16 protein-coding genes are annotated in these 19,136 nt (G+C 44.2%); 14 read left to right on the top strand and 2 right to left on the bottom strand.

Annotated elements, in window-relative coordinates; genetic code table 11:
• On the top strand, positions 1-1,464 hold the full coding sequence (ascB, locus tag MKZ13_RS18600; RefSeq protein WP_339177258.1) for a 6-phospho-beta-glucosidase: 1,464 nt from the start codon (positions 1-3) through the stop codon (positions 1,462-1,464).
• A 168-nt stretch (positions 1,465-1,632) separates the two neighbouring features.
• The gene (locus MKZ13_RS18595) at positions 1,633-2,199 is read left to right on the top strand and encodes a hypothetical protein (protein WP_221820522.1); all 567 of its coding nucleotides are present in this window, start codon (positions 1,633-1,635) and stop codon (positions 2,197-2,199) included.
• A gap of 9 nt (positions 2,200-2,208) precedes the next feature.
• Here the strand turns inward: MKZ13_RS18595 and MKZ13_RS18590 are convergent, their stop codons facing one another.
• The gene (locus MKZ13_RS18590; protein ID WP_339177256.1) at positions 2,209-3,093 is read right to left on the bottom strand and encodes an AraC family transcriptional regulator; all 885 of its coding nucleotides are present in this window, start codon (positions 3,091-3,093) and stop codon (positions 2,209-2,211) included.
• 242 nt (positions 3,094-3,335) lie between these two features.
• Between MKZ13_RS18590 and MKZ13_RS18585 the strand changes: the two genes are divergently transcribed.
• The 11 genes from MKZ13_RS18585 to MKZ13_RS18535 all read left to right on the top strand — a co-directional run bounded on the left by MKZ13_RS18585 (position 3,336) and on the right by MKZ13_RS18535 (position 17,095).
• Complete coding sequence (locus MKZ13_RS18585; RefSeq protein WP_339177254.1) at positions 3,336-5,957, top strand: family 78 glycoside hydrolase catalytic domain; 2,622 nt, start codon at positions 3,336-3,338, stop codon at positions 5,955-5,957.
• Positions 5,958-6,072: 115 nt separating this feature from the next.
• Entirely contained in the window at positions 6,073-6,546 is a 474-nt protein-coding gene (locus MKZ13_RS18580) for a putative immunity protein (protein WP_339177252.1), read from the top strand.
• Positions 6,521-7,060, top strand: coding sequence for a GNAT family N-acetyltransferase (locus tag MKZ13_RS18575; protein ID WP_339177249.1), 540 nt, complete (start codon positions 6,521-6,523; stop codon positions 7,058-7,060). Before MKZ13_RS18580 ends, MKZ13_RS18575 begins: the two co-directional genes overlap by 26 nt.
• A 71-nt stretch (positions 7,061-7,131) precedes the next feature.
• On the top strand, positions 7,132-8,289 hold the full coding sequence (locus tag MKZ13_RS18570) for an acyltransferase (RefSeq protein ID WP_339177247.1): 1,158 nt from the start codon (positions 7,132-7,134) through the stop codon (positions 8,287-8,289).
• A 164-nt stretch (positions 8,290-8,453) separates the two neighbouring features.
• The gene (locus MKZ13_RS18565) at positions 8,454-9,014 is read left to right on the top strand and encodes an AAA family ATPase (RefSeq protein WP_339177245.1); all 561 of its coding nucleotides are present in this window, start codon (positions 8,454-8,456) and stop codon (positions 9,012-9,014) included.
• 57 nt (positions 9,015-9,071) lie between these two features.
• Positions 9,072-9,371, top strand: a complete 300-nt coding sequence (locus MKZ13_RS18560) for a hypothetical protein (RefSeq protein WP_237174816.1) — start codon at positions 9,072-9,074, stop codon at positions 9,369-9,371.
• Between the two features lie 231 nt (positions 9,372-9,602).
• Entirely contained in the window at positions 9,603-10,442 is an 840-nt protein-coding gene (locus MKZ13_RS18555) for a PRD domain-containing protein (RefSeq protein WP_036613486.1), read from the top strand.
• A 167-nt stretch (positions 10,443-10,609) separates the two neighbouring features.
• The gene (locus tag MKZ13_RS18550) at positions 10,610-12,547 is read left to right on the top strand and encodes a beta-glucoside-specific PTS transporter subunit IIABC (RefSeq protein WP_339177242.1); all 1,938 of its coding nucleotides are present in this window, start codon (positions 10,610-10,612) and stop codon (positions 12,545-12,547) included.
• A 445-nt stretch (positions 12,548-12,992) separates the two neighbouring features.
• Positions 12,993-14,906 carry a beta-glucoside-specific PTS transporter subunit IIABC gene (locus tag MKZ13_RS18545; RefSeq protein ID WP_339177240.1) on the top strand — a complete coding sequence of 638 codons (1,914 nt, stop codon included), beginning with the start codon at positions 12,993-12,995 and terminating at the stop codon, positions 14,904-14,906.
• Positions 14,907-14,940: 34 nt separating this feature from the next.
• Positions 14,941-16,383, top strand: a complete 1,443-nt coding sequence (locus MKZ13_RS18540) for a 6-phospho-beta-glucosidase (RefSeq protein WP_339177238.1) — start codon at positions 14,941-14,943, stop codon at positions 16,381-16,383.
• Between the two features lie 313 nt (positions 16,384-16,696).
• Positions 16,697-17,095 carry a RidA family protein gene (locus MKZ13_RS18535; RefSeq protein WP_339177236.1) on the top strand — a complete coding sequence of 133 codons (399 nt, stop codon included), beginning with the start codon at positions 16,697-16,699 and terminating at the stop codon, positions 17,093-17,095.
• Between the two features lie 120 nt (positions 17,096-17,215).
• Here MKZ13_RS18535 and MKZ13_RS18530 read toward each other — a convergent pair whose 3' ends face one another.
• Positions 17,216-18,373, bottom strand: coding sequence for a S8 family peptidase (locus MKZ13_RS18530; RefSeq protein WP_339177235.1), 1,158 nt, complete (start codon positions 18,371-18,373; stop codon positions 17,216-17,218).
• A 212-nt stretch (positions 18,374-18,585) separates the two neighbouring features.
• Between MKZ13_RS18530 and MKZ13_RS18525 the strand changes: the two genes are divergently transcribed.
• Positions 18,586-19,116, top strand: coding sequence for a GNAT family N-acetyltransferase (locus MKZ13_RS18525; RefSeq protein WP_339177234.1), 531 nt, complete (start codon positions 18,586-18,588; stop codon positions 19,114-19,116).
• Positions 19,117-19,136 lie beyond the last annotated feature (20 nt).

Raw genomic sequence — 19,136 nt, 5'->3', positions numbered from 1 at the left:
ATGATTAATCGACAAGGGTTCCCGGAAGGTTTTCTATGGGGCGGCGCTATTGCTGCCAACCAGGCTGAAGGTGGATTCGACGCTGGCGGCAAAGGATGGTCGACAGCCGACATGGTTCCTTATTTTGAGAAAAAGGACTACACCAACCTTAGAGAACTGATGCATGTCACCAGTGCAACGGTTGAGAAAGCAATGGCACATCACAGTGCAGAAGGTTATCCGAAGCGTTACGGGATTGATTTTTACCATCGTTTCAAAGAAGATATTGCGCTGTTCGCAGAACTGGGCTTCAAGACATTCCGTCTGTCCATCAACTGGCCGCGTATTTTCCCGAATGGTTATGATGCCGAGCCCAATGAAGAGGGACTGCGTTTCTATGACGAAGTGTTCGATGAACTCCGGAAATACGATATCGAACCACTTGTAACCCTCTCGCATTATGAGATGCCTATGGCACTTGTCCTGAAATATAATGGCTGGGCTGGTCGCGAAGTGATTGGACATTTTGTAAGATATGCGGAAACCGTGATGAACCGATACAAGGACAAGGTCAAGTACTGGTTGACGTTTAATGAGATTAACACAACCATCATTGAACCGTTCACAGGCGGCGGTATTATTGAAGACCGAGTTGAGAACACGATGCAGGCTTCTTATCAGGCACTTCATCATCAATTTGTAGCCAGCAGCCTGGTAACAGAAAAGGCACGTCAGATTAACCCGAACTTCCAGATCGGATGTATGCTTGCGCGTATGATTCACTACCCGGCGACATCGAAGCCAGAGGATGTGCTGCAAGCACAGATCGATAATCAGCTGAACCTGCTGCATACGGATGTACAAGTTCGTGGCAGTTATCCAACGTTCATGGCTCGGTACTGGGCAGAGAACGGGATTACAATTGTCATGGAACCGGGAGATGAGCAGATCCTGCGTGAGCACACGGTTGATTTCATTTCGTTCAGTTATTACACATCCTTGGTGTCCGCAGTGAACCCAGAGGAATATGGAGTGACGGGTGGTAACCTGTACAGTACGATCAAGAACCCGAATCTGGAGCGTACAGAGTGGGGCTGGCAGCTTGATCCGATCGGCCTGCGCGTGGCATTGAAAGAACTGTATGACCGTTATCAACTGCCATTGTTTGTGGTAGAGAATGGCCTTGGTGCCAAAGATACCGTTGAAGCAGACGGTTCTATCAACGATGATTACCGTATTGATTACCTGAGAAAACATATCACACAAATGAAAGAAGCCGTTATGGATGGTGTGGACCTGATGGGATATACCAACTGGGGAGCGATTGATATCATCAGTGCATCCACTTCGGAAATGTCCAAGCGTTATGGCGTAATCTACGTGGATCAGGATGACAACGGACAAGGCACATTGAATCGGTATAAGAAAAAAAGCTTTGGCTGGTACCAAAAAGTCATTGCCTCGAATGGCGAGAACTTGGAATAGATTAATCTATATAGGCACCCCGAGCGTAGCTGGTATTACGGCGCCGGGGCGCCTTTTTTATATGATCCTGTAGTATTCTCATCAACGCTATTGGCATTTCAAGGTAAAAAAGATGACTACATAACATTCTGGATGGTATACTGTGATCGTATTGGGGGAGGGGTAACCATGAAGAAGCCTATTATTGCTGTAGATATGGATGACACGATATGTCATCTGGTCAAGCGGGCTATATATCACAACAACCTCAACTTCCCGACCCATCCGCTTCGCTATGAGGATATGATTCATTGGGATACGTCCCATTTGCGTCATCCAGAGAGCACGCACGATGTATTTTATGGTCGGCCGGGTCTGTTCGAGGAATTGGAATTATACGACGAGTATGTAGTAGATGAGATGCGAAAGCTGAACGATGCTTATGATGTTATTGTTGTAACGGCAGCGGAACCAAGAACAGTTGTTGAGAAGTGGAACTGGCTTCAGCAGCACATGCCTTTTATAACTGCAGAACAGTTTATTACATGCAAAAGAAAAAACCTGCTCGCTTTTGATTTGCTTATTGATGATGGGGCACATAATTTGATTCCAGCGCATGAGGATGGCAAAAAGGTCATCTGTATCCCGCATCCATGGAATATACAGGAGCGTGAGCAATACAACTTTCCGTTAATGTCTTCATGGAAAGAGGCCAAGGCATACATAGATGAAGTGTTACAGGTTGTTGGTGTCTGAAAGTTAACCTTATTGTCCAGAGTGCTGTGCTCTGGATTTTTTGCGATAGGCGAGAGGTGTTTCACCTGTTATTTTTTTGAATGCAGCATAGAATGAATCCATATCCCGATATCCGACCAGCTCGGCAATCAGACTGACTTTGTGCTGTGAACTCTTTAGAAGTTCGCAGCTTTTTTGTATACGGAGGTGTTGCAGGTAGCTGCTAAAGGTCTGACCGGTATGTCGCAGAAACATTCGGCCAATCTGTTTTTCGCTAAAGCCCGATACACGTACCAGATCAGACATCCGAATACGATTGCCTAAGTGTTCCTTGATATAGTGAAGGATGTAATCAAGACCGGTGGAATGATTCTCTTCATCATGATCCTTTTGATAAAGTTGTCTGTAGGTCATCAATACCAACTGGCTCACCAGGGTGTATAACATGGTAGACGAACCGATTCCCTGAACGGATGATTCACGATATAGCTTCACCATTACTTCTTCAATCCGGTCGTTGTGATCCACAACGGAAATATAAGGAACCTGATTTTGTGCCAGATCCATCAGATGTTGAATGATTTCTTTTTCCTGAATGATTGCTGTCAGCGTGTGGATCAATTCAGCATTAAATAAGCAATTATATATAATTAACGGATGCTCGGTTACGTTGGTGCTGACAGGACGAAATACATGAGGAACGCCGACAGGAATGACAAACAGCATCCCCTTCCTCACCGGAATGACATCTTCACCGATATGATGAAAGCCCTTTCCTTCGGCGACATAACTATACTCAATAAAATCATGTGCGTGAAAAGGGAGTACAAAATCTTCAGAGCAACGATTGACAAAAAGTTGCAGATGATTATGCAGAAAGTATTCGCTTTTCATGAGTTGTACAGATGAATTCACAAGCAACCTCCTCGCACAGATGGCTGGATCACCGGATGAAATAGTCCTGATTACCGGGTATTTAGGGCAACAGGATCGATATAATTATATCGTAACCCCGAATGGGAAGCCAAGATGGAAAGGACGATCTGCTAATGTTCAACGTGAGTCACCTTCGCTGTGAGTATAGAATCAATCCGATAGGCCTTGATGTCCAATCACCGAGATTAAGCTGGCAGTTACAGTCTGATCGTCGGAACTGCGTGCAATCCGCATACCAGATCCAGCTGTCCATTTCAGAAGATTTTGATGGGATTGAATGGGATTCTGGCAAGATAAGCACGGATCAGTCCATACATGTGGAATTAAACCATTTTCAGCCTTCTCCGCAAACGCGATACTACTACCGAATTCAGGCATGGGATGATGCAGGAAGTGATTCCGGTTGGTCCGAAACGGCTTATTTCGAGATGGGACTTATGGATAGTCATAACAAGTGGCAAGCAGTATGGATCACAGCTCAACCATCAGATGATGGAGATACGTCATGCCCACGTATGCGCAAGCATTTTAATGTGAAACAACCTGTTACGTCTGCCAGAATATATGTGACAGCACTTGGATTATACGAGTTGCATATGAACAACACAAGAGTAGGAGAAGATTATTTTACACCTGGTTGGACCTCTTATCGTAAGCGATTACAATATCAAACCTATGATGTAACTCATCTACTTCAGGATGGGCAGAACATATTAGGCGCTTATCTGGGTGATGGCTGGTATCGAGGGTATCTCGGCTGGAACAAAGAGCGGGAGATATTTGGTCCAACGTCCGCATTGCTGCTGGAACTGCATATGAAATATGCAGATGGTTCGGAGGAATGTATTCTATCCAATGGGGAGTGGACGGCTGCTCCTAGTGCCATTCGCATGTCGGACATCTATATGGGGGAGACGTATGATGCACGAATGGAGTCCGATTGGTTGGATTCATCTCAGACGAATTGGTCACCCGTGAACGTACTGGAGCATCCCAAAGATATCATCGTTGCGCAGGAGAACGTACCCGTTACCCAAGTCGAACAGCTACAGCCAATCGCATTGTTAACAACCCCACAGGGAGATCGTGTAATAGACATGGGGCAGAATATGGTGGGATGGGTGAGATTCAGCATTCAAGGTGAGGCGGGTCATACGGTTGAGCTGCACCACGCTGAGATATTGGATCATGAAGGCAACTTCTACACCGATAATCTTCGCGCCGCCAAGCAGTGTATTCGCTACACCTGCAAGGGGGATGGAGTGGAAACATTTGAACCGCATTTTACGTTCCAAGGGTTCCGCTATGTGAAGCTGGTTAACTTCCCGGAACACGTTTGTCTGGATGAATTCACCGGAATAGTGCTGCACTCGAATATGGAGCCAACAGGTCAGTTCTCATGCTCCAGTCCACTGGTGAACCAACTGCATCACAATATATTGTGGGGGCAAAAGGGGAATTTCCTTGATGTGCCGACAGACTGTCCACAGAGGGATGAACGGCTCGGGTGGACCGGGGATGCACAGATGTTTGTCCGAACGTCCTCCTACCTGATGAATACGGCTCCCTTCTACACCAAATGGCTGCGGGATCTGGAAGCGGATCAGGGAGAAGATGGAGGTATTCCATTCTTCGTTCCGGATCTGAGAAGTTCCACGTCAGAAGGATGGGGAGATACCAGTCATTCCTCCGCCGCTTGGGGGGATGCTGCAGTCATCTGTCCTTGGACCATCTATGAGATGTATGGGGATGCCAGATTACTGGCCGAGCAATATGAGAGTATGAAGCGGTGGGTTGAATACATTCACGTGCAGGGTGAGAATCCGTATCTGTGGAACACGGGATTCCATTTTGGCGATTGGCTGGGACTGGACTCCAAGCCCGATAGTTATGTCGGTGCAACGGACACGGAGTATGTGGCAACTGCATTTTATGCCTATTCGGTGTCGTTAACTCAAAAGGCAGCTGAGGCACTTGGAAAGACAGATGATGCTGAATATTACAAGCAGTTGCATACAAACATTGTTCATGCGTTTCGAAATGAATTCGTGACTCTAGCCGGCAAAATTGCTGTTCCGACGCAAACAGCACATGTTCTTGCGCTCCAATTTGACCTGCTGGAAGCGACTGCCCGATCTCGTGCTGTTGAACAATTGGCGAAACTCGTGAAAGAGGCGGGAAATCATCTTACTACAGGTTTCGTGGGCACACCTTATCTGAATCCGGTATTGAGTGATGCAGGTCTTCACGACCTGGCTTATACATTACTTTTTCAAGAGGATTATCCGTCCTGGCTATATCAGGTGACTCAAGGCGCAACGACCGTCTGGGAACATTGGGATGGGATAAAAGAGGATGGCAGTCTCTGGAGTGCTGATATGAACTCATTTAACCACTATGCGTACGGGGCGATTGGAGAATGGTTGTATCGTTATGTTGCTGGCATTCGGTCCGATGAACATCAGCCAGGATTCCGAATGGTGCATATCGAGCCGCAACCCGGACCTGGACTGGATTGGGTGGAAGCGAGTCTGGAGACGATGTATGGTCAAGTTGCTTCAAGCTGGCACCGGCTGGCGGAGGGTGAAATGGAGATTCGGGTGCATATTCCCGCCAACACGAGAGGTACGGTACTTCTTCCTGGAGCAGGTGCACAGATCGTTCTGGAGCAAGGGAAACCGTTGGATCAGTTGGATCAGATAAGTGGAGTTCAGGATATTCAAAACATTGGAGGCGATGTTGAAGTCACACTTGGATCTGGGAGTTACCAATTCACGTACAAAGACACGGATGCGAAAAAGGATCGGGATGTTCAGGAGGCTGCATTGACAGAGTCCGTATAATGATAGAATAAGCTGTAAGAGGTACACTTGAAGAGGATCTGCACACACGCAGGTCCTTTTTCGAACTTGTCTGAAAGTGAATTTGTAGTATTTGAACAATGAAAGGAGCATGACCATGGCAAAACCTGCATTCAAAGATGCACCTTTACGTCGTGAGATTGAGGATCTGGCTAAGCAAAAGGATCACCATACATTGGCCTGTTGGGCTGCGGAGTGTGCGGCACGTGTCTTGTATATATCTGAGAAGAAGACGGAGGATATCCGCGCCCGTGATGCCATTGATGCAGGAAGAGGTTGGATTCGTGGAGAGATTTCCATGGTTGACGCTCGAAAGGCAGCTTTTGCAGCTCATGCTGCTGCAAGGGAAGCCGACAATGTCGCTGCCTCTGCTGCATCTCGTGCGGCGGGACACGCAGCTGCAACGGCCCATGTGAAAGACCATGCGGTTCATGCCGCAACGTATGCAGTGAAAGCTATCTTTTATGACTCTTTGAAGGAAGAGCAAGAACGTCGTGTCATGGAAGAGAGAACGTGGCAATATCAATATCTGTTGGGAGGATGTAATGATCATGGGGAAAGAACAAGTTAGATTAATTAAACCATCAAAAGCCTATAAGGATGCGTATTTGGCATTTTATGAAGACTGGGTCAGAAGTGGAGAATTGATGGTACCTTGGGTCATTTCCAAAGATCCTTATGCGTTTGATGAGATGTTGGCGTTTTTGCAGCGTAATGAACAAGGGATCGACATCCCGGAGGGCTGGGTCAAAGACAGTACATACTGGCTGGTCACGGAGAGTCAACAAATCGTGGGTGCTGTGAATATAAGGCATGAGCTTAACGATAAATTGTTCAATAGTGGAGGACATATTGGTTATGGTATTCGTCCGGGCGAGCGGCACAATGGCTATGGTTCCGAAATTCTCAGGCTTTCTTTGGAGAAAACGAGAGAGCTTGGAATTTCCAAAGTATTGGTCGTATGTGATGCGGTTAATGATCCTTCCAGAAGGGTTATCCTTCGAAATGGTGGCATTCGGGATGAAGACTATGTGGAGTCCAATGGCAACGTTGTTGAACGATTCTGGATGAAAAATGTCGAATAATGCAGAATAATGATGTAATATAACGAAAATAATATGGATTATGATTGTATTACTCTCGTGTGCTGATTAAAATGAAGCATAGAATCTGGATTGCGGCCGGAAACTATCATCCCATATCAGGCACAAGTGAGGTTATCTTTATGAATCAACCGGTTAATCGGCCCCGGCGAATTGAGTATCTGGATCTCTTTCGTGCTTTTGCCATCATGGCAGTGGTAGCTATTCATGCAACTTCAACAGCAGTTGCGCATTACCCCAAGAATACATTAGATCATGATGTGTATTACTTCTGGAACACGTTTTTGCAATTTGCCGTTCCAGCGTTTCTGTTCCTGTCATCCCTGGTCTTGTTCTACAACTACAGCTCCAAGGTGAATGAGAAGGGTTGGATGCTCGCTTTTTATAAGAAGCGCTTATTTAATGTATTTGTACCTTATTTGGTGTGGTCCCTTATTTACTTTGCCATTAAACAATTGCTTGCGGGCAAAGAACCTTTGACCCATAGTGTTCAATTTGCCAAACAATTAGTGATGGGAACCGCTCATACGCACTTGTACTTTTTTCTGATTATTCTTCAATTCTATATCGTTTTTCCATGGCTTCTGTCCCTTACACGCCATCGTTTGTTTAATCGGTACTTGCCATTATTCTTTATTGCGGGCCAAGCGATCTTCTATGCACTACATTTGCAGTTTCACTTCGAACGGACAGGAAGTTTGTTACCCAGTTATCTGATCGTGATTGGATTTGGCGCATGGGTTGGGTTGAACTTTGAGTGGGCATTGAACAAACTGTATACTCACCGTTATATGCTCATAGCTGCGTTGTTAGGTGGAGGTGCCATTTTTATTTATGGTAATGCTTATATCAAAACCGCTTTTGCTGCATACCCGGTTATTACCTATACCGTGCTGTTCCTGTTCCGAAATCAGTTTACCTTGTCAGCCTGCCTGCTTCTGCTGATCTTTAGTGAACGAATCGGCACAGGAAAACATACCGAGGTTCGAAAAGCTACACGTATTCTGGACTCCTTGGGTACAGTTGCGTTCGGAGTATTTTTAATGCATCCACTTGTACTGCTCTTCTGGAGACGTGAATTCACAGATGAACTGGCTCGGCACTTTAGCGTAGGCATCATTCTATCTTATGTTGTGGCGCTCCTATTCTCATGGATCTGCGCAATGGGATTGCGCCGGATGAAGTGGGGATGGGTACTGATTGGACGTTAAATTAAATTAAACATATGCCATTTAAGATAAGAGTTTTCAAGCCCTCACGTGTTGAGGGAATCACTTGAAACCTCTTTTTTATTTGCCCTAAAGAAGGTATCATAGAGTTTAATGTCCATAAAATTGAATTAATGGAATGAGACTACCTCGTCAGGAGTGATCAAATGAAATTGGTGATTATTTTTGGTCCGCAGGCTGTGGGCAAAATGACGGTTGGGCAAGAACTGGAGAAGATAACAAAGCTTAAATTGTTTCATAACCATATGACCATTGAATTGGTGTCTCCTTATTTCAGCTATGGTACACCACAAGGCAAACGACTGGTTAATCTGTTCCGTCAGGAGATTTTTGAAGAAGTGGCAAAGAGTGATCTGCCGGGTCTGATTTTTACTTTTGTATGGGCGTTTGATCAGGAGCAAGATGGAGAATACATCCGTAAGGTTAGCGAATTGTTTGCATCTAATGGAGGTCAGGTCTGTTATGTGGAATTGGAAGCGGATGCATCGGAGAGACTAGAGCGCAATAAAAGTCCGCATCGCCTGTTACATAAACCAACAAAGCGTAACATCGCGTGGTCTGAGCGAGATTTACTTGATACGATGAAGCAATACCGAGTGAACTCGGAAGCGGGAGAAATCACGCATGAACACTACATAAGGATTGATAACACACACAAGAGCCCGGACGAGGTGGCAAAGTTAATTCAGGAACGATTTAATTTGTAATCTGAGAAACATCTATTTTAGCAAAGTAGATGCTTTCTATGAGAGGGGCACTACATCATGTACTTTGTTATATTTTTGCTCATAGGACTTGTTTTATGTTTTCTGATCCCATTTGGTCCAATAGTGGCCGGGGGCATTATTTTTGCACTTGTTGTAGACCAATACCGTCAGACGATGCATATGCGTGAAGATATCCGGGATATCAAGAATCATCTGGGCCTAATGAACAATAATGAGGCAAAAGAGTACGAGTTGGATAAAGAATATACGCAAGTTGATCAATTGAGCTCAGAAGAAATGAACATGATTAATCGAAGAATTGAAGCGGAACTGGAGAAAGACAGCAAAAAACAATAAACCGTAAATCCTTGTAAAAAAATTCTTGATTTGCTTACTCCTGTGAGTATATTTACCTAGATCGGGAGTCATGCTAATTCGATATTAACTTTTTGTTGCACTGTGTAGAAGTTTGTAATATTATGAGGGAAGCGCGTACAACATATCGGGTTGTAACTGTTGAATCAGGCAAAGCCGTATACCTTGAGAAAAGGGATTGGTTTGTCTTTTTCTGTATATTGGAGTGATAAAGTGAAAATCGAGAAGGTGCTGAACAATAATGCTGTAGTTGCAATGAATGACGAACAGGAAGTTATTATCATTGGCCGGGGGATTGCTTATCAGAAGCGGGCGGGTGATATGGTTTCCGAGCAGCATATCGACAAGATATTTACTTTACAGAATGAAGATATTCAGGAAAACTTCAAGGCATTAATCTCAAGCATTCCTCTGGAATACATGAAAGTATCCGAGGAAATCATCGCTTACGCCAAATTAAAACTTGGCAAGAAATTAAATGAGAGCATTTACTTACATCTCACAGACCATATTCACTTTGCCATTGAGCGGTATCGCAAGAATCTGCCCATACGCAACGGTTTAATCTGGGAGACAAAGCAGTTATACAAAGAGGAATATGAAGTCGGAATGGAAGCGCTCAATATGATCTGTGATCAGTTTGGTGTAATCTTGCCCGAGGACGAAGCCGGTTTTATGGCACTTCACTTTGTCAATGCAGCTTTGAACGAGGAAATGCCGAACATCAAGAGTATGACGCAGGTCATGCAGGAAATCTTGACAATCATCAAGTATCATTTCAAGATTGATTTTGATGAGAACTCACTGACATTTTATCGCTTTGTGACACATTTGAAGTTTTTCGCCCAACGTTTGGTGAAGGGAAAACATTACAAGAGCAACAACGACGATGAACTGTTCCTGATGATTCAGAAAAAGTATCCGGCAGCGCACAAGTGCTCGGAGAAAATCAAGAAATTCATTGAAAGCAACTACACGTATCAACTAACTGACGAAGAATTGATGTACTTAACGATTCATATTGAGAGAGTTGTGAATGCAACTTCTGAATAATCCCATAGATCAGCTTGCAGGGTTGCAACCACTAGGGCAAAACCTGAACGCTTGAATGACAGAACATACCGTTAACCGGATGTTCCATACATTCAGATGTTCAGGTTTTTTTATTCTCTCCAATATGCTCCGAATCCGTGTCTAGCCAGAAAGGAAGAAAAGACTTCATGAAACACGAGCAATTAGCCAAAGACATTCTGTCTGGTGTTGGTGGTAAACAGAACATTAACAGCGTGGTGCACTGCGCGACCAGACTTCGTTTCAAATTAAAAAATGACAATAATGCCAAAACAGACGAACTCAAAAATCTGCCTGGAGTCATAACGGTAATGCAAAGCGGGGGACAATACCAGGTAGTTGTGGGTAACGAAGTGTCTGATGTGTATAAAGCCTTGTTACATGTGGGTAATATGAATGCGGATGAACCGGTCTCAAGTGATGAGTCAGAATCTTCCGGTAAAAAAGAGAGTCTCTTGGGTCAGTTTATCGACTTGATCTCAGGTGTATTTACACCCATTCTCGGATTGCTTGCTGCAACAGGGATGATCAAAGGTTTCCTGTCCATGTTCACTTCTCTCGAATGGCTGGACCCGTCTTCAGGAACATATCAATTGTTGAATGCTGCAGGTGACTGTCTGTTCTACTTCTTCCCGATCTTCCTGGGTTACACAGCTATGAAAAAATTCGGTGGATCTCCATTCCTCGGGATGGCCATCGGAGCATCACTAGTATATCCGACCTTATCCGGTCTTAGTGGTGGGGAACCGCTCTATACGCTGTTTGCAGGCACATTGTTCGAATCACCGATTCATATCACGTTCCTGGGTATTCCCGTTATCTTGATGAGTTATTCCTCATCCGTCATTCCGATTATTATTGCTGCTTATTTTGGAGCAAAGGTAGAAGCATTCTTCAAAAAGATCATTCCTTCTGTTGTGAGAACGTTCCTCACGCCATTCTTTACAATTCTGATTGTTGTCCCTGTAACATTCCTCTTGATTGGTCCAATCGCGACATGGGCAAGTCAACTGATTGGTGCCGGGGTATCGGGCATCTATGACTTGAGTCCGTTGGTAACCGGTATTGTTGTTGGTGGATTGTGGCAAGTATTGGTCATCTTCGGGTTACACTGGGGTATCGTACCAATCATGCTGCTTAATCTGTCCACACTGAAAGCAGATCCGATTCTGGCGATGATGTTTGCTGCTTCCTTTGCTCAGATTGGTGCTGTTCTTGGCGTTATGCTTAGAACGAAAAATACCAAACTCAAATCACTGGGTGTTCCTGCCTTTGTGTCCGGGATTTTTGGTGTAACTGAGCCTGCTATTTATGGTCTTACTTTACCACTGAAAAAACCATTTATTATGAGTTGTATTGCTTCTGCAACCGCTGGGGGTATTATTGGATTTGCAGGTTCCAAAATGTTTGTATTTGCTTCAGGAATCTTTGGTGTTCCAGCGCTGATTAGTCCCACAGAGGGGATCAACTATGAATTCTGGATGGCCATGATTGCAACTATCATTGCTTTTGTATTAGGTTTTGTTCTCGTTTATTTTGTAGGATTCAAAGATCCTGCTAATCCAGAGACTGCCAAACAGGCTCCAGAGCCAGTAAAAGAAGAGAAGGCTACGCTTGAGCCCAATCCAAACAATCGCTACGAAATTGCCAGCCCGATGACGGGTGAGGTGGTTCCTTTGCAAGAAATTAATGATGCTACATTTGCTGGTGAACATATGGGTAAAGGGATTGCTATTCGCCCAACCAGTGGGAGAGTTGTATCCCCGATTAATGGTGTGGTACAGACGATATACCGTACCAAACATGCAATTGGTCTGGTAGATGATCAAGGTGTAGAGATTCTGATCCATATCGGTCAGGATACAGTACAGCTCAAAGGTCAACATTTCACTGCACATGTGAAAGATGGAGATCGTGTGAGTGTTGGCGATCTGATCGTTGAATTCGATCTGCAGGCCATTATTGAGGCGGGATATGAGACCGTAACACCGATTATTGTAACGAATACGGCTGATTATTTGGACGTGGTTGCTACAACAAGTCGTGAAGTGAAAGAAAAGGATAAATTGGTTACGGTTATAGGTTAATTCTGCTTTAGTGCGTATTTTATTAATCTGGGCATTAGCTCTATAGAGACCACTTTGATGTTTTCGAAGTGGTCACTTTTTTTTATTTTCGGTCACTCCAATGTATTTGTGAAATTAATAAAAATAAGTGTTGCAAACGTAGTTCAGATGTACTATGATGAGTTCAAGAAGTAAGCGCATACATCAATCGGATTGTAACTGTTCAATCAGGCAATGCCGACCATCCTCAGTTCAGAGGGTATGGAATGTAACTTACTCTCGTTATCCAAATAATTAAATACCAATGTGTACAGCCTTACAGGGTTGCAACCGTTAAGGGCAAAACCTGAATTGCTGAATAACACGACTGATTTCCGGACGATCCGGTATGTTGTGTATGTTCAGTGGTTCAGGTTTTATTTGTTTCAAAAGTCATGGGGAGTCTACTTAGAGAGGGAGAATTACAATGAGCAACTACGATCAATTAGCTAAGGACATTCTGTCACGTGTAGGTGGTCGCGAGAACGTAAACAGTGTATTCCATTGCGTAACAAGACTGCGGTTTAAACTGAAAGATGAAAGCGTAGCCAAAACGGAAGAACTTAAAAATCTGCCAGGTGTTATTACCGTCATGCAAAGTGGTGGACAATATCAAGTTGTTATCGGCAACGAAGTGCCGGATGTATATAAAGCAGTGGTTAAGGTAGGGAATTTCCCAAGTGAAGGACAAGTTGAAGAGGAAACGGATAACTCAGGCAAAAAAGTAGGGTTGTTCAGCCGATTTATCGATATGATCTCCGGTGTGTTCACTCCATTGTTGGGACTGTTAGCTGCAACAGGGATGATCAAGGGTTTTAATGAGATGTTTGTAGCCTTTGGCTGGATAACTCAGGATTCCGGTACGTATCAATTATTGAAAGCAACGGGGGACTGTCTGTTCTACTTCTTCCCGATCTTCCTGGGTTACACTGCAATCAAGAAGTTTGGCGGTTCACCGTTCCTGGGTATGGCGATAGGTGCATCTCTTGTTTATCCGACATTGGGCGGTCTTAAGGCAGGAGATCCACTGTACACCTTGTTTACAGGTACATTGTTTGAATCACCTATCCACATTACGTTCCTGGGTATGCCGGTTATCTTGATGGACTACGCTTCATCGGTTATCCCAATCATTATAGCGACATTTGTAGCTGTAAAATTAGAAAGATTCTTCAAGAACGTTATTCCGAAAGTGGTAAGCACATTCCTTGTTCCCTTTTTCACCTTGCTTGTAATTGTTCCAGCGACTTTTTTGGTCATTGGTCCAATCTCCACATGGGCAGGACAATTGATTGGCGCGGGAGCTACTAATATTTATGAATTAAGTCCTATTGTTACAGGATTGATTATCGGTGGACTATGGCAAGTGTTTGTATTATTCGGACTTCACTGGGGACTGGTTCCGGTTGCATTATTGAATCTTAGTACGTCAGGCGCTGATCCGGTTATCGCAATGTCATTTGCTGCTTCTTTTGCTCAAATCGGTGCTGTACTTGCCGTATTACTCAAAACAAAAAATACGAAAATAAAAACACTCAGTGTACCAGCATTTATCTCCGGTATATTTGGAGTAACAGAGCCTGCGATCTATGGTGTTACGCTTCCATTGAAAAAACCGTTTATTATGAGTTGTATTGCTGGGGGGATCGGAGGCGGTATTCTCGGTTATGCAGGTTCGAAGATATACATGATTGGCGGACTTGGCGTATTCGGTTATCCAACTTTTATTAATAAAGAAACAGGATTAGACTTCGCGTTCTACATGGCTATAGTTGCTTCATTGATTGCATTCGTTCTTGGTTTCGTATTGACGTATGTGGTTGGATTCAAAGATCCGGTGGAAAAAGTGGCTACTCCAGCACCAGTACTTGATCCAAATCCGAACAGCAGATACGAAATTGTAAGCCCAATGGCTGGTGAAGTCGTTGCATTGAACGAAATTAATGACGTAACGTTTGCAGGTGAGCACATGGGTAAAGGGATTGCAATTCGTCCAACAAGTGGTAGAGTGGTATCTCCAATCACCGGTGTTGTTCAAACCGTATATCGTACCAAACACGCCATTGGTCTTGTCAGCGATGATGGTGTAGAGATGCTGATCCATATTGGACAGGATACGGTCAAGCTGAAAGGTGAACATTTTACAACTCATGTGAAAGACGGAGACCGTGTTAACGCAGGTGACCTGATTGTTGAGTTTGATCTGCAAGCGATTAAAGATGCAGGGTATGAGACGGTTACACCGATCATTGTTACTAATACTTCAAATTATCTGGACGTTGTAGGAACAAAAGATGCATCCGTTCATGAGAAAGATAAATTGATCACGGTATTAAGCTAATTGAAATTACAGATTGTTTAGGAGGGGCTCCTCAATGAATGAAAAGTTTACAGCCTTCCCGGAGAATTTTCTCTGGGGAGGAGCAACCGCAGCGAATCAATTGGAAGGTGCTTATCTGGAAGGTGGCAAAGGTTTAACAACGGTAGATCTCATTCCGATTGGTGCCAATCGATGGAATATCGCTCTGGGTAACCTGGGTTCGTATGAGCCCAAAACAGGGGAATTCTATCCTTCGCATGAAGCTATTGACTTCTATCATCGATATAAGGAAGATATTGCGTTATTTGCAGAAATGGGATTTAAGTGCTTCAGGCTTTCTATAGCCTGGGCACGGATTTTCCCTAAAGGTGATGAAGCGGAGCCAAACGAAGCAGGCTTGCAATTTTATGATGATGTCTTTGATGAGTTATTAAAATACAACATTGAACCTGTGGTGACGATCTGCCATTTCGATGTACCTGTACATCTGGTCGAGACTTACGGCGGCTGGAAGAATCGTAAGATGATTGGTTTCTTTGAGAAATATGCGACGACTTTGTTCAATCGATATAAGAATAAAGTGAAATACTGGATGACGTTTAACGAGATCAACATGTTGCTGCATCTTCCGTATATTGGAGCGGGCATTGTCCTTCAGGATGGTGAAAACAAAGATCAGGTTCTGTATCAGGCAGCACATCATGAATTGGTAGCGAGTGCACTTGCTGTTAAGGCTTGTCATGAGATCATTCCGGATGCACAGATTGGATGTATGTTAGCCGCTGGAATGGTGTATCCATACAGCTCTAATCCAGATGATGTATGGAAAGCCATGGAGAAAGATCGCGAATCATTCTTCTTCATCGACGTGCAATCGAAGGGAGCATATCCGGGTTATACAAAAAGATTTTTCAGGGAAAATGACATTCGGATTGACATGCAACCGGAAGACGCAGAGATCTTGATGCAGAACACGGTCGATTATATCGGTTTTAGCTATTACGCAAGCCGATGCACCAGTACAGACCCTGAGATTTTGAAAGATTCGACAGAAGGCAATGTATTTGGTTCGGTGAAGAACCCTTATCTGCAAGCTTCCGAGTGGGGGTGGACCATTGATCCTAAGGGGCTTCGAATTACGCTTAATCAGCTGCATGACCGCTATGGCAAACCTTTGTTTATCGTAGAAAATGGACTTGGAGCAACCGATGTGTTGTTAGACAATGACTCCGTAGAAGATGACTATCGCATCGAATATTTGAATAGTCATTTTGCCGAGATGGCTGAAGCGATTCAAGATGGTGTAGAGCTCATAGGTTACACAAGCTGGGGACCGATTGACCTGGTCAGTGCGGGTACTGGAGAGATGAAGAAACGTTATGGCTATATCTATGTAGATAGAAATAATGATGGTACGGGCACACTTCGCAGAGTGAAAAAGAAGAGTTTTCACTGGTACCAAGATGTCATTGCGAGTAATGGCGCACAATATTTCTGATACAAGGTGTCCAATGCTATAGAATAAACAAAGAGCAGTCTCGTTATTACGGGATTGCTCTTTGTTTATGAGGGGATGAATTTGACCCATGATGTGGCTTTCAGATATAATAAAGAAATGAAGAGAATCTTGTCACTTAAGAAAGGGGAGCATCCACTCATGAAGAAAAAATCACTTGCGTTTATATCTTCGGGATATGGATACTCCACTGCTGTCTTTTTCTAGAATCTATTCCAAGGGTGAAGTCTGCCCAAAATCGGAAGAAAACTAGAAAATATCGCAGAAAAATCTTAAGAATGACGAGGTAATCCAAATGAATATTGACAAAATTACTAGAAAAAATCCAGCAAATATGCCAGCTCCTGTAGGTCAGTACACGCATATTACAAGAATCCCGAGAAATGCAGAGTTATTTGTGACTTCAGGGCAAATTGGAGCAGATCATAATGGACTCTTTCCAGAGAGTTTGAATGAGCAAGTCACTAATACATTTAATAATATTAAAACAGTGCTCGAATCTGAGCGCTTAGATGCTGAACATATTATCAAAGTGAACGTATGGGCAACCGAGGAAATCGATTGGGATTTCTTATATGCCGAGTGGGGACAATTATTTAGTACGGATTATCCTGCAATGACGATTGGATACATTACGGCGTTAGGTCTACCAGAGATTAAAATTGAAATAGAGCTTTGGGCAGCAAAAGTGTAACATCGAATACTTTTTAACCAAACGAAGGAGCATCTAACTTACAGATGCCCCTTCGTTTTTTAATTTGTGAAAAATGGAAAGGATATGCCCTGTGTGCAATCATGAGCGATAGTAGGTGTATTATGGCACCTGCAAGCTCTGATAAGCATTCAGTCGACCATATGTCCAGTAGATCCCGGAGCCTGATACCGGATCAGAAGCGAAACACAGCGCATCCCGAATCTGGGCATTTGTTTTCCCTTGTGCAGCGAGAAGTGCAGCCACTCCAGCCACATGTGGGGCAGCCATGGACGTCCCGCTAAGGTAGGCATAGGAACCTCCCAGGTATGTGGATAGAATGGTATCACCCGGTGCAGCCATATCGACCCAGGAACCGTAGTTGGAGAAATTGGATTTGAGATCGGAAGGGTTGGTTGAAGCGACAGCAATCACATTGGGATACGATGCGGGTACGATTGGGAATGAAGTGTTGTCGTTACCGGCTGCGGCAATAATCACAGCTCCTCGATCCCAAGCATACTGTACGGCAGCTTGAAGGAAAGCATTTCCCATTGGCCCACCAAGGCTCAGGTTAACAACCTGTACACCGTTGTTGGCAGCAAAGACAAGCCCGTTACCGACATTACCTATCGTTCCTTGCCCGTTGTTATCCAGTACCCGGAGCGGAACGATGGATGCGAGTGGTGCAGCGCCGGCGATGCCCACACCATTGTTGGTTACGGAGGCAGCGATTCCGGCTACATGGGTGCCGTGGCCGTTCCCGTCCTCAGGGATGTTATCATAATCAACATAATCATAACCGGGGAGGAGCTTGGAGGCCAATTCTGGATGGTTCAACTGTACACCAGTATCGATAATGGCGATTTTGACAGAGCTGTTACTCTGTGTAATATCCCATGCAGCGGGTGCATTGATTTTGGACAGGTTATACTGATAAGGAAAGAAAGGATCATTGGGAGTGAAGGATGCCTCAACGAGGTAATTCGGCTCTGCATGTTCAATAAGCTCATGATCTTTGTAATGTTCCAGCATCCGGTGCATTTTTTTGCGGGATTCCACACGGTACCATCCTAAATCTTCATAGGTCTCAGCGACCTTACATCTCCCTTTTTTGTGAAGTGTGTGCATCTCATCATCTGTTGTACCCTCCTTGAATTGGACTAAGAGCTGCTTGGGAGCGTGAGGGTGAAACCTGCTCTCAGCAAGTTGGTCCAGATAACGATAGACGAACACGATTGCTAGCAAAATGAAAGCAAAAACACCTAACCATAACCACATGAGCGTTTATCCCTCCAATATGAATTGTGACACGCCTTATCGTATGCGAACTCTATCAGACGGCGTGGGCACTCTTGCAATTTGGTTAGTAGTGTAGATAGGTTGATAGGAAGGGATAAGTTCGGTAAGATGAGATGAAGAGAGCAGATATTGGCATGAACAAGCTTTAAGGAAGGGGCAAGAAGCAGCTCCTAATACAGAGGATAAGGAATGTGGATTTATTGACACAACTTCAGGGTATACCGACAGTCACACCAGTTCAGGCACACCAGATTCATGATGCCATTGATTTTGCCATGCGTGTGCGCAGAGAAGTGTTTCCGATGATGGATCATACGAAATTGCCTGTGGACTTCGAGCAGTTCAAAGAACATTATCTGGACTCCGATGGTTCGATCTTTCTTGTTGCAATGATGGGGGATGCGGGGATCGTCGGTTCTATTGGGATATTACCATATGATGGACGTATTGAAGCTGTGGATGGTCGATATGCAGCCCAGTCTGCAGCCGAAATAGTAAAATGTTATGTAGATCCTGCGTATCGCAGATACGGCATTGGTTCGATGATGTTAAAGGAACTGGAGAGCGTGGTAAAGGATATGCACTATACGACGCTGTATTTGCATACACATCGCTTCTTGCCAGGTGCCGTAGATTTCTGGAAACGCCAAGGGTTTACGGTTATTGCTGAGCAGGATGATGACTGGCAAACTGTACATATGGACAAGTTGGCTTGTAAGTGACCTTTGGAATTTATTGAAGG

Source organism: Paenibacillus sp. FSL R5-0701, assembly GCF_037973995.1.
Lineage (GTDB): Bacteria > Bacillota > Bacilli > Paenibacillales > Paenibacillaceae > Paenibacillus.
The sequence above is the reverse complement of the archived record's forward strand: the minus strand, read 5'-3'. Positions and strand labels throughout refer to the sequence as shown.

Coding starts and splice junctions, on each gene's coding strand:
- MKZ13_RS18540 (WP_339177238.1), top strand. CDS start 14,941: ATGAATGAAAAGTTTACAGCCTTCCCGGAGAATTTTCTCTGGGGAGGA.
- MKZ13_RS18570 (WP_339177247.1), top strand. CDS start 7,132: ATGAAGCATAGAATCTGGATTGCGGCCGGAAACTATCATCCCATATCA.
- MKZ13_RS18550 (WP_339177242.1), top strand. CDS start 10,610: ATGAAACACGAGCAATTAGCCAAAGACATTCTGTCTGGTGTTGGTGGT.
- MKZ13_RS18560 (WP_237174816.1), top strand. CDS start 9,072: ATGTACTTTGTTATATTTTTGCTCATAGGACTTGTTTTATGTTTTCTG.
- MKZ13_RS18535 (WP_339177236.1), top strand. CDS start 16,697: ATGAATATTGACAAAATTACTAGAAAAAATCCAGCAAATATGCCAGCT.
- MKZ13_RS18530 (WP_339177235.1), bottom strand. CDS start 18,373: ATGTGGTTATGGTTAGGTGTTTTTGCTTTCATTTTGCTAGCAATCGTG.
- ascB (WP_339177258.1), top strand. CDS start 1: ATGATTAATCGACAAGGGTTCCCGGAAGGTTTTCTATGGGGCGGCGCT.
- MKZ13_RS18580 (WP_339177252.1), top strand. CDS start 6,073: ATGGCAAAACCTGCATTCAAAGATGCACCTTTACGTCGTGAGATTGAG.
- MKZ13_RS18545 (WP_339177240.1), top strand. CDS start 12,993: ATGAGCAACTACGATCAATTAGCTAAGGACATTCTGTCACGTGTAGGT.
- MKZ13_RS18595 (WP_221820522.1), top strand. CDS start 1,633: ATGAAGAAGCCTATTATTGCTGTAGATATGGATGACACGATATGTCAT.
- MKZ13_RS18565 (WP_339177245.1), top strand. CDS start 8,454: ATGAAATTGGTGATTATTTTTGGTCCGCAGGCTGTGGGCAAAATGACG.
- MKZ13_RS18575 (WP_339177249.1), top strand. CDS start 6,521: ATGATCATGGGGAAAGAACAAGTTAGATTAATTAAACCATCAAAAGCC.